General features: G+C 47.7%; 13 protein-coding genes and 2 tRNA genes. 10 read left to right on the top strand and 5 right to left on the bottom strand.

Features of this window, described 5'->3' with window-relative positions:
• Nucleotides 1-29: 29 nt before the first annotated feature.
• From AC5SV9_RS01000 to AC5SV9_RS00990, 3 genes are all read right to left on the bottom strand, one after another.
• Complete coding sequence (locus tag AC5SV9_RS01000) at nt 30-1,499, bottom strand: protein adenylyltransferase SelO (RefSeq protein WP_475150185.1); 1,470 nt, start codon at nt 1,497-1,499, stop codon at nt 30-32.
• Nucleotides 1,500-1,789: 290 nt separating this feature from the next.
• Nucleotides 1,790-1,866, bottom strand: a tRNA-Met gene (locus tag AC5SV9_RS00995).
• 154 nt (nt 1,867-2,020) lie between these two features.
• Nucleotides 2,021-2,097 (bottom strand) — tRNA-Met (locus AC5SV9_RS00990).
• Between the two features lie 203 nt (nt 2,098-2,300).
• Here AC5SV9_RS00990 and rlmKL point away from each other — a divergent pair.
• From rlmKL to rmf, 5 genes are all read left to right on the top strand, one after another.
• Complete coding sequence (gene rlmKL / locus AC5SV9_RS00985; RefSeq protein WP_475150187.1) at nt 2,301-4,415, top strand: bifunctional 23S rRNA (guanine(2069)-N(7))-methyltransferase RlmK/23S rRNA (guanine(2445)-N(2))-methyltransferase RlmL; 2,115 nt, start codon at nt 2,301-2,303, stop codon at nt 4,413-4,415.
• 1 nt (nt 4,416) lies between these two features.
• On the top strand, nt 4,417-4,653 hold the full coding sequence (locus AC5SV9_RS00980; RefSeq protein ID WP_475150188.1) for a glutaredoxin family protein: 237 nt from the start codon (nt 4,417-4,419) through the stop codon (nt 4,651-4,653).
• Nucleotides 4,653-6,554 carry an ATP-binding cassette ATPase Uup gene (gene uup, locus AC5SV9_RS00975; RefSeq protein WP_475150189.1) on the top strand — a complete coding sequence of 634 codons (1,902 nt, stop codon included), beginning with the start codon at nt 4,653-4,655 and terminating at the stop codon, nt 6,552-6,554. The genes AC5SV9_RS00980 and uup overlap by 1 nt, the downstream gene beginning before the upstream one ends.
• 23 nt (nt 6,555-6,577) lie before the next feature.
• Entirely contained in the window at nt 6,578-8,347 is a 1,770-nt protein-coding gene (locus AC5SV9_RS00970; RefSeq protein ID WP_475150190.1) for a DUF3466 family protein, read from the top strand.
• A 274-nt stretch (nt 8,348-8,621) separates the two neighbouring features.
• Nucleotides 8,622-8,804, top strand: coding sequence for a ribosome modulation factor (gene rmf / locus AC5SV9_RS00965; protein WP_008221477.1), 183 nt, complete (start codon nt 8,622-8,624; stop codon nt 8,802-8,804).
• An 87-nt stretch (nt 8,805-8,891) separates the two neighbouring features.
• Here rmf and fabA read toward each other — a convergent pair whose 3' ends face one another.
• Nucleotides 8,892-9,404 (bottom strand): bifunctional 3-hydroxydecanoyl-ACP dehydratase/trans-2-decenoyl-ACP isomerase, encoded by a 513-nt coding sequence (gene fabA, locus AC5SV9_RS00960; RefSeq protein ID WP_134054679.1) that lies wholly within the window; start codon nt 9,402-9,404, stop codon nt 8,892-8,894.
• A gap of 144 nt (nt 9,405-9,548) precedes the next feature.
• Here fabA and AC5SV9_RS00955 point away from each other — a divergent pair, with 144 nt between their 5' ends.
• From AC5SV9_RS00955 to AC5SV9_RS00945, 3 genes are all read left to right on the top strand, one after another.
• Nucleotides 9,549-9,806, top strand: coding sequence for a hypothetical protein (locus AC5SV9_RS00955; RefSeq protein ID WP_134054681.1), 258 nt, complete (start codon nt 9,549-9,551; stop codon nt 9,804-9,806).
• Nucleotides 9,807-9,882: 76 nt separating this feature from the next.
• Entirely contained in the window at nt 9,883-10,740 is an 858-nt protein-coding gene (locus AC5SV9_RS00950; RefSeq protein WP_475150193.1) for a 6-carboxytetrahydropterin synthase, read from the top strand.
• Nucleotides 10,703-11,518, top strand: a complete 816-nt coding sequence (locus tag AC5SV9_RS00945; RefSeq protein WP_475150195.1) for a M23 family metallopeptidase — start codon at nt 10,703-10,705, stop codon at nt 11,516-11,518. Before AC5SV9_RS00950 ends, AC5SV9_RS00945 begins: the two co-directional genes overlap by 38 nt.
• Here the strand turns inward: AC5SV9_RS00945 and AC5SV9_RS00940 are convergent.
• Complete coding sequence (locus AC5SV9_RS00940; RefSeq protein WP_475150197.1) at nt 11,505-13,277, bottom strand: M61 family metallopeptidase; 1,773 nt, start codon at nt 13,275-13,277, stop codon at nt 11,505-11,507. The genes AC5SV9_RS00945 and AC5SV9_RS00940 overlap by 14 nt on opposite strands.
• Nucleotides 13,278-13,342: 65 nt before the next feature.
• Between AC5SV9_RS00940 and AC5SV9_RS00935 the strand changes: the two genes are divergently transcribed.
• Nucleotides 13,343-13,693, top strand: coding sequence for an HIT domain-containing protein (locus tag AC5SV9_RS00935; protein WP_134054689.1), 351 nt, complete (start codon nt 13,343-13,345; stop codon nt 13,691-13,693).
• A gap of 88 nt (nt 13,694-13,781) precedes the next feature.
• Entirely contained in the window at nt 13,782-14,180 is a 399-nt protein-coding gene (locus AC5SV9_RS00930) for an acyl-CoA thioesterase (RefSeq protein WP_475150200.1), read from the top strand.
• Nucleotides 14,181-14,293: the final 113 nt, after the last annotated feature.

The raw sequence follows: 14,293 nt of genomic DNA, 5'->3' as shown, positions 1-14,293 counted from the left end.
TACAACCCCGCATAAGCGGGGTTTTGTTTTCAGGTGCCACAAAAAGTATTACTTATACACTGCTCAGCTGTTGGTGGCTGTGCCAGATCCGCATTTTCAGCACTGAGTTCAAATGGCGTTCTGAGGGCTTTATGCAAGCGGTTAAACAGTGATAAGTCCCCATCATTAGCTGCATGTTCCAGCGCTTTGGCTATCTGGTGATTACGCGGGATCAGCGCCGGGTTAACCTTATTCATTTGCAGCGCAATATCCGCTGTGCTCTTACCTTGCTCAGACAACCTTTTATGCCAGCGTATAGCCCAGTCTTGCCAGCCGTTGTTATCGGCAAATAAGCCTGCGGCACCTGCGCTGCTGTCGGTAACGGACTGGCTTAATAGCCTGAACGCCAGCGTAAAATCAGCGCTGTTTTTTACCATTAATGTCAGATAATCGCGGATCAGCGGTTCATCATCAGCGACGGGCTCTGCGATGCCCAATTTGGTGCCCATCAGGCGGTGAAACTCGGTTTCATTTAGCAGATTAAACTGCTGAAGTGCCTTTGTTGCCAACTCAACTGCCTGCTCGGCATTTTCACTGATAAGTGGCATTAAGGTTTCGGCAAATCGGGCTAAATTCCAGCTGGCTATCTTCGGCTGATTGCCCCAGGCATAGCGCCCCTGCGTATCAATAAAGCTATATACCTGTGCCGGGTTAAAACTGTCCATAAAGGCACAAGGGCCATAGTCGATGGTTTCACCGGCGATGCTCATATTATCGGTGTTCATTACACCGTGAATAAAGCCCAGGCTCATCCATCTGGCAATAAGCACAGCCTGCGCTGCAACAACAGCCTCTAGTAGCGCCAGATACGGGCTATCTGATGCAGTACAGGCAGGGTAGTGTCTTGCGATAACATAATCGGCAAAGGTTTTAAGTTTCTCTGTATCGCCCCGTGCTGCCAAATACTGAAAGCTGCCGATACGGATGTGGCTTTTGGCTACGCGGGTGATAATGGCGCCGGGTTCTGCTTTTTCACGTTGCACCCAATCACCGCTCAGTACTGCGGCTAAAGCTCGGGTAGTTGGCACCCCAAGCGCATGCATAGCTTCACTAACCAAATACTCCCGTAGCACTGGGCCTAGCGGCGCACGACCATCACCCCTGCGTGAGAACGGCGTTTGGCCGGCACCTTTTAGCTGAAGGTCAAACAACTGCCCATTAACATCTTCAAGCTCTGCCAGCAGCAAGGCGCGACCATCGCCTAATTGCGGTACAAAGTTGCCAAACTGATGGCCGGCATAAGCATGTGCTACTGGCTTGGCCCAATCCGGCAGCTGGTTACCGCTAAACAAGCCCAGGCCGCTATCGGTGCCCCAGAATGCTTCTGGTATTTGCAGTTGTGCGGCAAGTTCAGGGTTAAATGCAAGCCATTGCGGTGCAGAAACCCTGGTTGGTGAGCAAGGTAATGAATAAGGTTCGCCAAGTTGGCCGAGGCTGTGCTTAGGATTAAGCTTGGGCATGCTGCTTCACTGCTACGATTTAAAAGACTGTCAGTGTACAGGGGGAGTATTTCAGATACAAAAAAACCGACTGTTAAGTCGGCCTTTAAGTTGGTTACGGGAGCCTTGATCTTTATGAAGAGCGAACCGACGACCTTGGGGTAGCTGAGTTTCAGATACAAAAAAACCAGCTTAATGCTGGCTTAAATGTTGGTTGCGGGAGCCCTGATCTTTGTGAAGAGCGAACCGACGACCTTCTGGTTGTTGAATTTTAGCTACAAAAAAACCGACTTTTAAGTCGGCCTTTAAGTTGGTTGCGGGAGCCGGATTTGAACCGACGACCTTCGGGTTATGAGCCCGACGAGCTACCAGGCTGCTCCATCCCGCGTCCGTGATACTACAACTGAGCAGTGGTTGTAATATGTTGTTTTACAATGCCGTTCAACTAAAAGTTGGTTGCGGGAGCCGGATTTAGACCTTCGCCCCGTGGTTATAGAGAGGAGCCCAAGGGCTTTAAACTATTACCACTTACACAATCAATTTGGTTGCGGGAGCCGGATTTGAACCGACGACCTTCGGGTTATGAGCCCGACGAGCTACCAGGCTGCTCCATCCCGCGTCCGTCATTGCGGGGCGCATCTTAGTGTTTTTACTTTAGGCATGCAAGCCCTTGCTGAGTTTTATTTCATATAAAGCGCTTAACTGCCGCTTTCTTAATCAAAGTGCGGTTTTAAGCTGCAATTTGTTGCCCGGAAAAAAGCACACCTGATAAAGCAGCGGTTCTGCTATACTATGCGCCATTTTTGTTTCGGGTGTAATGCAATGCTGCAATTCTGGGCGTTAACGTCTAAAGGGGTAGAAGAGTTGCTGGCGGATGAAATTCGTCAGCACGGTGGTGATGTCATTAAGGTGACGATGGGCGTGGTGCGGTTTAGTGCCGATTTGCGCAGTGCTTATATGCTGTGTTTATGGTCGCGCCTGGCTACCCGAGTCTTGCGTCTTATTCAGTCTGAGCCGGTTACTGCAGACAGCGACTTGTATCAGGTCGCGGGTAAAATTGACTGGTTACAGCATATGGCACTGCGTAATACGCTGGCCGTAGAGTGCGTTGGCAAGCATCCGAAAATTGATAATACCCAGTTTGGCGCCATTCGTTTAAAAGATGCGATAGTCGATCAATTCCGCGAAGAAACCGGCAATCGCCCAGATGTTGACCGCATGAACCCGGATGTGCGCTTTCAGGTGCGGTTAGATAAAGCACATTTTCATTTTTTACAGGATTTCTCTGGCCCGTCGCTGCATCAGCGCGGTTATCGCGCCGGCCAGGGGGATGCGCCGTTGAAAGAGCATTTGGCTGCGGCGTTAATCAAACGCTCTGGCTGGCAGCCTGAGCAGCCGTTTTTTGACCCGTTTTGCGGCAGTGGCACCTTAGTGATCGAAGCTGCGTTGATAGCGCTGAACAGGGCACCGGGGCTTAGCCGTGAGAAGTTCGCCTTTGAAGGCTGGCCTGGTCACCGCGAAGCTATATGGCAGCAATTGCGCGCTGAAGCGAAAGCAACAGCGAAGCCCGTGGCAAAAGAAGTTAAATTCTGGGGGTCGGATACCGATGAGCGTAGCCTGACCAAAGCGCGGCACAATGCTCAGCAAGCGGGTATCTCTGCGATGGTGCAGTTTAACCATCAGGATGCGACAGCTTTGAGCATGGCAGTATCGGCACAGCCTGGTGTGATCGTCACCAATCCGCCGTATGGTGAGCGTTTGGGGGATTTACCCTCGTTAATTCCGCTGTACAGTAAGTTTTCACTGGCACTTAAGCAGCATTATGCTGGCTGGCGTTTAGCTATTATTACCTCCAATACCGATCTGCTCAGGGCACTGCGTTTATCAAAAAGTAAGAGCTATAAATTCACTAACGGCCCGCTTGATTGCGACTTCACGTTGTTTGACCTGACCGAAAAGCAAGTCGCCGTGAGTTCAGACGCGCCAGCATTGTTCTTTAGTGAAAGTAGCTCCTTTGGCAACCGTTTAGCGAAAAACCTGAAGCAACTGCAAAAGTGGGCCAATAAAGAAGGTATAAGCTGCTACCGCTTATATGATGCGGACATTCCCGAATATAATGTTGCTGTTGATTGGTACGATGGCGAAGTAGTGGTACACGAATATGCGGCGCCGGGTACTGTGGATGAGCAGGTATCGCAAAAACGCTTATTTGATGTGGTAAATCAGGTGCCGCAGGTGCTTGGCATCAGTTCAGATAAGATGATACTTAAGGTTCGCGAGAAACAAAAAGGTACATCGCAGTATCAGGCGCTGAATAAAGCGGGCCAGTATAAAGAAGTCAGTGAGTACGGTGCTAAGTTCCTGGTAAACCTGCGCGACTATTTAGATACCGGTTTGTTCTTAGATCACCGCATCACCCGTCGTCTGATCCAGCAGCAAGCCAGGGGCAAAAGCGTATTAAACCTGTTTGCCTATACCGGCAGTGCGTCTGTGCACGCCGCTATTGGTGGTGCAAGTAGTGTGACTACGGTTGATATGTCCAACACCTACCTTGATTGGGCGAAGCGTAATTTCACAGTGAATGGCTTGCAAGGCAAACAATATCAGTTTGAACAGGCCGATTGTCTGCAGTGGTTAAGTCGTTGTCGCAATCAGTTTGATTTGATTTTCGTCGACCCGCCGACGTTCTCAAACTCGAAACGGATGCAGGACAGTTGGGATGTGCAGCGCGATCATGTGAAATTGCTTAACTTACTGACGCCACGCTTAGCACCGGGTGGCAAGGTAATATTCTCCAATAATAAACGTCGGTTTAAAATTGATATGCAAGCACTCAATGATGCTGGCTGGCAGGTAAAAGATATCTCTGCAGCAACCCTGCCGGAGGATTTTAAGCGTAACGTGCATATTCATGTCTGCTTTGAGCTGACGCGCTAATATGCAGCCGGAGCTGATTTTATACAGTACCTGGGGCTGTCATTTATGCGAAGAGGCTGAGCAGCTGTTAAAACAGTTGTCGGCAGCACCCGTATATAAAGTGGTGGATATCGTTGATGATGAACAGGCATTTTCCCGTTACCGGGTGTCTATTCCGGTGCTGTGCTTTAGAGACAAAGAATTATGCTGGCCGTTTGATGCGGCTCAGCTTACAACCTGGTTAAAGGATATTAGGTAGTGGAATTATTACGTTTTCAACAGGCTTGTCTGGCGTTCGGCACTCATCCTATTTTAGATCATGTTGATTTCAGTTTATTTAGTGGCGAGAGAGTGTGCCTGGTCGGCCGAAATGGCGCCGGCAAGTCTTCGTTTTTAAAATTGCTGACCGGTCAGCAAAATCTGGATGATGGCCAAATTGTCGTCAATACCGGTGTGGTAATCAGTCGTTTAGAGCAAGATCCACCGGCTAAAATGGACGTGAAAATTGCGGATTTTATTCGTGAAGGCGCCGGTGATTTAGCTGACAAGTTGCAGCAATTTTATACTTTGTCGGAGAAGTTGGACGGTGCCAGTGATGCTGACTATCGGTTGTTTGAACAACTGCAAGCCGAAATGGATACCCGCGACGGTTGGGGGTTAGAAGCCCGTGTCAGCGATTTGTGCCAACAATTTGAGATGAACCCAGACGCCAGTTTAGCGACATTGTCAGGCGGTTGGCTGCGTAAAGCGGCGCTGGCAAGGGCCTTGATAGCTAAACCCGACATTTTGTTGCTGGATGAACCGACTAACCACCTGGACGTTGCGGCTATTCAGTGGCTGGAGCAGTTTTTACTGAATTTTTCTGGCGCCATTATTTTTATCTCGCACGACAGGGCGTTTATCCGTGCACTCGCCAGCCGCATTATCGATTTAGATCGCGGTCAGCTAACATCGCACCCCGGTAACTATCAGGAATATCTTGACCGTAAACAAAAAATGCTTGAAGACGAGCAGCAGCATAATGCACTGTTTGATAAGAAGCTGGCAGAAGAAGAAGTCTGGATCCGGCAGGGAATTAAAGCCCGGCGTACCCGTAATGAGGGTAGAGTCAGGGCACTAAAGGCGCTAAGACGTGAGCGTGCCGAACGTGTTGAGACCTTAGGTAAAGTTGATTTTAATATCGAACAGTCCGACCGTTCCGGTAAGCTGGTATTTGAAACGAAGGCTGTCAGCTGCAGTTTTGATGGCAAAACCATTATCGATAAGCTGGATTTATTGGTGATGCGTGGTGACAGAGTTGCGCTGGTAGGCCCTAACGGTGTTGGTAAATCAACGTTGATTAAGCTGTTACTCGGCGATTACAAGCCACAGAGTGGTGATATCAAGCGCGGTACTAATCTGGAAGTGGCATACTTTGACCAGCATAGGATCGCACTTGATTTAGAGGCCACAGTGCAAGACAACGTCGCTGAAGGGAAGCAGGAAATTACCCAGAACGGCAAATCACGGCATGTTCTTAGCTATCTGCAAGATTTTTTATTTCCACCGGCACGTGCCCGTACCCCGGTTAAGGCGTTGTCAGGCGGTGAAAAAAACCGTTTATTACTGGCAAAGTTGTTTGCCAGACCCAGTAACTTACTGATCCTCGACGAACCAACCAATGATTTGGACGTTGAAACACTGGAGTTGCTGGAGGATATTTTGCAGCAATATCAGGGCACAGTTTTGCTGGTCAGCCATGACCGGGAATTTGTTAATAATACTGTGACCAGTTCACTATTGTTCGCCGGAGCAGGGCGCATAGTGGAAATTGCAGGTGGTTATGACGATGTGATTGCGTATCAGCTAAGACAGCAAGCCATTGCTGCGCCTGCACAAAAGGTGACAAAGAGCGAACAAACTGTTACAGAACAAACAGCCGCTGCAACTGTTGTCAATAGCAGCAAAAAGTTATCATACAAAGATCAACGCGAACTGGAGCAATTGCCTGCGCTTATTGAGCAGTTGGAAACAGAGCTTGAAGCTTTGCAGACAACTGTGAATAATGCAGAGTTTTTCAAACAAAATGCCGAATATACCCAGGCTACGTTGAACCAATTACAACAGACCGAGTCGAAGCTGGCGCAAGCGTACGCGCGCTGGGAAGAATTAGACGCATAAGAAGTAAAATTTAGGGGCCCCGAATGAAGTTATCTCGCATCAGCCTGGCGATACTGCCGCTGTTAAGTCTGTGTTCTGTGCAAGCGGCTGTTTACAACGTCGTGGAAGTTGGCGAAGTAGCTGAGTTGAAATCGACCTATGCGTCGGCAATAAATGATGCCGGCGATGTTGTTTTTAACGGCGCGATTAAGGTGACAGAAACACCGGTTGGTACAGGTACACAGTTAACGGTATTTGAGTACTACAATTTTCCGATCCGGCTGGAGGAAATCGACTTTGAAGATGAGGATGTGCAGGCATTTTTCACCGATGAGCAACTGGCGGACATTTCAAACGGTAATATAGACGCGGATATCCAGAATATTCTGCTGCGTATTAACCCAACCAACCAGCCTATAGGCAACTCAATTGGTTATTTACGTGCAGGTAATGCTGAGCCAGAAAACCTGGTCATGGTTGATAGCTCATTAACTCGCGGCAATAGCGAGTATTTTTACGGTATAAATACATCGGGAGTCGTCGTGGGTACTGCGACCAGCCCTTTTACCCGCCAGAGTTTTACACCTGAAGCAACAGAAGATACGCCAGACCCTGAAACAGTAGAACGTTGGGTGCCTGATTTACCCTATCAAAGCGCTGCAGCGGTTGTTGCAGGTAGTGTTATTCCGCTGCCTCCGCCATATACAGAGCACGGTGGTGGCGTAAGCGCAGCAAATAATATCAGCGCCAACGGCATTATTGCTGGTTTTGGTAGCACCGGCTTAGTTGATGAAGCTATCGAAACGCTGGAAGAAGTTTGTGATGGGGCCGATGAACCAATTAACATTTGTTATTACGGCTATCATACCAGTAGTGGTACGACGCCTGGCACCCCTAATCAACAACTAAGCGGTTTTGGTTATACTCAGCGCGGGTTATTATGGCAGTTAAATGGGGCGACAATTTCCTCACCAACCGTTTTAGGTTTTTTAGGTGATAAAAATAGCCAGGCTGCACACACTCGCGAGGATATTCGCCCCATCAACTATTACAGTGAAGCTAAGGATGTAAACAATAGCGGTATAGCCGTGGGTATGTCTTTATATAGCGATTCCGACAGAATTGCTTACACGTCTGATCAGGTCTATCGGGCCGAACATGCAACCTTGTTTGTTGAGAATGAAGCGCTGCCAATGGTCGATGCAAACGAGTGGCAAAATAGCAGAGCTGTGGCTATTAACAATAATGATATTGCTGTAGGTTATGCTATTAAAACGATTAACAGTGCTAATCGTAGTAAGCTGTTTTATTACGATTATCCGGCAGATAAAGTGACTTTTGTTACCGGGTTTTTCTCAAGTTCTACCACAGTTCCGCATGCCATTAACGACAGTAATCAGGTCGTTGGTAGTGCAGAAGTTATTATTGCCGGCACCACCACACGCCGTCGGCACGGCTTTATCTACGATATCGAAAGCGATAGTTTCAGAGATCTGAATACGCTGATAGCCTGTGATTCACCGTACACCGTGGTTGAAGCTAATGACATTAACAATAACGGTGTTGTTCTTGCCACTGCTATAGTCAGCAGAGAAGCAAGGGATGTTATGGGTGATGTTGTAGTTGATACGCAAGGCAATCCTGTTATGGAAGAAGTGACAACGACTGTAAAGCTGCAACCTGTTGCTAACGGAGAACCTGACGACTGCGCAGCTAATGATCAAGAGTATGAACGTAATGGCGGTAGTACCGGCATCGGCGCTTTGATGATTGGCGCCGCGTTACTTTGGTGGCGTAGAAGACGTTCAGCATAGTCCGTAAAGATGAAAATAAAGCTGCTTCTGCAGCTTTATTTTTACATATCAGCTTATTGCATGAGCGGGCTATAAGAAGCCAGTTTTATAGTGTAATTAGATATAAATAAATTTGTCATCAAATCTTAAACAACTTCAGTTCGTTAGGCTTTGTCAAGCGAATAATCTATCCGTTTTAGATTGAACCTTTATTGTCTGTCAGCTATCAATAAAAAGGTAACCGCGAACGATATTGCGGTTATTTTTATCACATAAAGTTGAGGAAGACTGCCGTATGAAAAGACAAAAACGTGATCGTCTGGAACGTGCTCATGCTCAAGGTTATCGTGCCGGTGTAACCGGACGGTCAAAAGAAATCTGCCCATATCAAAGTTTAGATACGCGCTCGCAATGGCTTGGAGGATGGCGCGAAGCGATTGAAGATCGCAGTGTAGGTTTATTTAATAAAGGCCAGTAATCAACGTTATTTTGAATAGGAATGAAAAAAGCCCCGGCATGATAAATCAACGGGGCTTTTGTCATTCTGTCGAACAGTATTATGAATTTAGAAACTGGACGTATCCTGAAACAGGCCAACTTTCAAATCAGTTGCTGCATAAATATCACGTCCATCCACACTGACCACTCCATCTGCAATACCCATAAACAGTTTGCGCTTAATCACTCTTTTCATATTGATGGTGTAAGTGACTTTCTTAGCGGTAGGTAGGATCTGTCCGGTAAATTTGACTTCACCGACGCCCAAAGCCCGGCCTTTACCAGGACCACCTGACCAACCTAAGAAAAAACCAACCAGCTGCCACATGGCATCTAAACCAAGACAGCCAGGCATTACAGGATCGCCTTTGAAGTGGCAGGCAAAAAACCATAAATCCGGTGTAATATCCAGCTCAGCAATAATTTGCCCTTTACCATACAAACCGCCTTCTTCAGAAATATGAATAACGCGATCCATCATTAACATATTATCAGAAGGTAACTGGCTATTTCCTTCGCCGAACAGTTTACCTTCGCCGCAGGCAATCAAATCTTCTTTTGTAAAGCTATTCTTAGTCATGTATGTTTAATCCAGTGAAAATGCCGGGCCACTTTAGCGAACACTTGTACGCTAAACAAGTCCGATTTGTGAGAAGCATTAAATTACTTTCTGGCCTGTTTCAGGCTGAAGGGTATGACAAGGTTATTGCTAAAGAGTGACAGCATGACGAATTCAACTGGAAAAGCCCTGACAAATGCAGAGAAACAGCAGCGTTATCGAGACAAACAAAAGCAATCTGGCAAAAAGGAATTAAGAGGGTATCTGACGCCTGAAGCGCTTAGCTGCTATGAAGAAATCCAGCAGAAAACAGACTGGAACGACAGCACCTTACTGAGTAACGCTATTCGTCTGATGTATGCCGCACATAAATGTGGTCAGGTAGGTATTTTAAACAGTTGGCTGACCGAGCATAAACGGTGAATCCCGGTGCGGTTTACTGTTGTGATGCGCCAATCAACGGTATAATGCGGGCAGTTTTGGTAAAAGAGTTCAGCTGATGATTTTGTTTGTTCGGGATTTAACCGTTATCGATTTTTCTTACCTGTGCGAAAAGCGTGGCATGCTCGGTGAAAGTTATATCGTTGACGTTGAGTTACACGGAGATCTCGATGATGTCTCTATGGTGCTGGATTTTAGCAACGTTAAAAAGGTCATCAAGAAGGCGATAGACCAACTGGTTGATCATAAGTTAGCGCTACCTGCACAGTCTGCAGCCTTGCAATCCGGCATCTCAGCTTCGACCCATGTGTTGCGTTTCGAAAGTCAGCGCGGTGTTATCCAGATGGCCGCACCAGAGCAGGCTGTGGTAGCAATTCCTGCGGCAAAAATAGATGAGCACAGTGTTAGCGACTATCTACAGCAGTGCATTAAGCCCTTACTGCCGGCAAATGTTGAGAAGCTGGTTTTGTCGCTAAGAGCTGAGCAAAGCTCTGGTTTTTATTATCATTACAGCCATGGTCTGAAAAAACACGATGGCAATTGCCAGCGTATCGCGCATGGCCACCGTTCTACCATCCAGATATATACTGACAATATGCTATCGCCCAGGTTGAACAAATACTGGTGTGAGCGCTGGCAAGACATTTATTTGGGTACGGCGGAAGATTTATGTCAGCCACAGCAGCTGCAGCATCTGACAGCTGATAATGATGGGTACAACTTTCGTTATCAGGCCGCACAGGGCTGGTTTGAGCTTACTATGCCTAAGCAGCATTGTGAAATCATCAGCTGTGACACAACAGTTGAATGTCTGGCTGAATATATCGCTGCTGAGCTGAAGCAGCTCGATAATACCAAACAGTATAAGGTTGTTGCTTATGAAGGCGTGGGTAAAGGCGCTGTCGCTTTTAGCTAGTATCAGTAATCCATTGCTTGCACAGCCGGATGTGCAGTTGCAGGGCTCTTTTAGCCAGGGCAGCCTGATACGGGGGCAGACGGCTCCTGGTACCGATGTATATTTTAACGGCCAACCACTTCCTGTCAGCTCAGACGGTCAGTTTGTATTTGGCGTGGGCCGTGATGCACCGGAAGAGCACAAACTGACGTTGCAGGCTGGGGCTGAGCAACAGGTTAAAACATTACATTTCAAAAAGCGTCAGTATGACATTCAGCATGTTAATGGCGTGGCACAAAAGTATGTTACTCCGCCTGATGCGGTAACAGAGCGTATCAGGCAGGATAATGCCAGAGTGCGCAAGGCAAGAGAAACACAGTCTGATTTACCATTTATTTTCGATACGCCAAAGATGCCGGCCGTGGGACGGGTATCCGGAGTCTATGGTAGCCAACGGGTATTCAACGGTGAGCCGCGTAATCCACATTACGGCTTGGATATCGCTGCGCCTGTCGGAGCGCCGGTAATCGCGCCATTAAGCGGTACCGTGCTGCTGGCGGAAGATCTGTATTACTCAGGCCTCACACTTATTATTGATCACGGCTTTGGTATCAGCTCTACCTTTATGCACCTTAGTAAGTTAAATGTTGCGGTTGGCGATTCAGTGCAGCAAGGACAACGTATTGCTGAGGTTGGCGCCAGCGGCAGGGTAACCGGTGCCCATCTGGACTGGCGTATTAACTGGCATCAGGAGCGGCTTGACCCGGCATTGCTGCCGGGGCTGGTTATGGCTGAGTAGCCAGCCAGTTGCTGCATAAGGATGGATCGCTGATACGCAACACTGCCACTTCACGTTTTGAACGCTGCAGTGTCAGACTACATTGCAGCAAACGGTCTTTGCGGAAAAAATCAATTTTCACCGTACTGTTACTGGTGTACCGCTGTAGCAGCTGTGTAAAGTTGGCACTGGTTATCCTGCGGCCGTCCAGTGCCAGCAGTATATCACCGACCATTAAGCCAGCCTGATGTGCTGCATCGTTGTGATAAACATGGCTTAATTGCAATAAACCCTGTTGCTGTTTAGTCAGAGCCCCAATAAACAGCTGGTTGGTGTTGTCTGTTTCTCCACCCAGGTCGTCGGCGTGCTGCATTGGTCTTAACGTCAGCTCAAGACCCAGCGCAGGCAAATGCTCGGCCAGCGGTAAGGGGGTAGCATCGTCAAGCCATCTCTGGCAAATGGCGGCAAGATCTGAAAAGCCAAATTCCGTTAGTAGCTGCATCAGTGCATTATCAGGCGTACCACTGGCTAAATAGCGCTGCCACAAGCCGGACACGACGTGCTGCAGCGTACTATCTTTTTGTCGTAAAGCCGCGTCAAGACAGAGCGCCAGTAATGCGCCTTTAGCATAGTAACTGGCAATAGCATTGACGGCGTTTTCGTCTTGCTTGTAAAACTTTGTCCAGGCGTTAAAGCTACTATCTGTAAGGCTTTGAACATTATCACTTGGGTTACGTATAACCCTGGAGATAACCTTTTCCAGCGTTTTGACGTAGGTTTTGTCGTCAATCAGGCCAGATTTTACTAAAGCCAGGTCATCAAAGTACGACGTAAACCCCTCATAGAGCCAAAGTTGCCGGGTATATTGCTCATTAGACAGTGCATATTGCTGAAAAGCGACTGGTTTTAAGCGTTTTACCCACCAGGTATGGAAATACTCGTGACTGCAAAGCGCCAGCAGATTTTGGTAGCTTTCGCTAATGGTTGGCAGATGTGGAACAGGTAAATCAGAACGGCTGCATAACAGTAACGTGGAATTCAGGTGCTCCAGACCGCCATAACCGTCTTCTGTTACCCAAAGCAGAAACCAGTAACTGCTCAAATCGTCTGGCAAAGCGCCGAATACTGCCAGCTGCTGCTGACAGATCCGCTGTAAATCTTCAGCAAAACGAGTCAGATCGGTCTGGTTATCGCCAGTGACAACCAGATAATGCGTAACGTCGGCGATAGTAAAGCCGCGCCAGTCAAAACGGCCTAATAATAACGGGCCATCTATCAGTTGCTGATAGTCTTGTGCGGTATAACAGCCAAAACCGAGAAATTCTGTTTCACTATTGCGATGCAGGCCCGTAGCAAGCCGCCAATCTATCGCAGCTTCAGCCTGTGGCTTGTTCACGTGCAGCTGGTGGGGCAACTCATGCTGAGCGCTCACCGCAAGACACAAACAGGCAGGATTCAGTATGGCAACCTCGTCGTCAATATAGGCTGCTCTGACTGACAGGTCATAGGCGTAAAGCTGATAAACTACCGTTACGCGTTTGTTTTGGCAGCAAAGTAGCCAGCTTTGTTTATCCTGCTGTACTAAGTTCAATAAGCCAGAACTGTCTGAAGCCTTAATTGAGACTATGTTGCGTGCAAAGTCCCTTATCATATAGCTGCCAGGTATCCAGGCCGGTAACGTAAGCAGATGTGTCTCGTCTGTAGGCTCAAAACTTAACGTCACCGAAATAAGGTGGGCGGCAATGTCGGTAATATCCAGCTGATATCTGACAGAATTCATAGCAATACTCTCTGACGCGTATTAAGCTGGCCATTATGCCGTTAAATCATCTGAAGGAAAACGATATGGCCGTTGAAACGGTGTTCAGTCAAATTATCCGCCGGGAGGCTAAGGCCGATATTCTGTTTCAGGATGAACTGGTAACAGCCTTTCGTGATATCAGACCCAGAGCGCCTGTCCATATTTTACTGGTACCTAACCAGCTTATTCCGACGGTAAATGATGTAGAGCCTCAACATGAGGCTGCACTTGGCAGGCTGTTTACGGTTGCCCGTAAGCTAGCGGCAGAACACGGTATAGCAGATAAAGGCTATCGGCTGATTATGAATTGTAACGCACACGGTGGGCAGGAGGTTTATCATATCCACCTGCATTTGGTCGGCGGCCGGTCTTTGGGCCCGATGCTTTGCCGGTAAAGGGGGATAAGTTATTTTCAGCGGAGTGTTGCATTTGCAGTCAGCTCTTATAGAATCCGCGGCGTGAGCCTTATAGGAATAAACAGTAATGAATGATGAAAGCCAGATCGCCAAGCGCAGGGAACATGCAGTAACCAGAGTGACTAAAACGGTATTCCCGGGCAGAACGAATCACCACAATACCTTATTTGGCGGTGAAGCACTGGCCTGGATGGATGAAGCTGCTTTTATCGCTGCGACCCGTTTTTGCCGCAAGCCTTTAGTGACGGTCAGCTCCGACAGAGTCGATTTTAAAGAGTCTATACCGGCAGGTAGTATTATTGAACTGGTTGCAAAGATAGAACATGTTGGGCGCACCAGTATCCGGGTTGTCGTCGATATTTTTGTTGAGAATATGTTTAATGATGATCAGCATAAAGCGATATCAGGCAGTTTTACTTTCGTGGCACTAGGGCCTGACCGTAAACCAACACCGGTATTGGGTTAAGGTATTGGAACTGTTCAATCCGTTTTGGTTGACGTTATGCGATTAATGCTTAGGCAAATAAGCTCAGTTAACGATGGTTTTTATGGCAGTTTGGTTATAATCGGACCATTACT

This window comes from Rheinheimera sp. ATLC3, assembly GCF_059429535.1.
The sequence above is the reverse complement of the archived record's forward strand: the minus strand, read 5'-3'. Positions and strand labels throughout refer to the sequence as shown.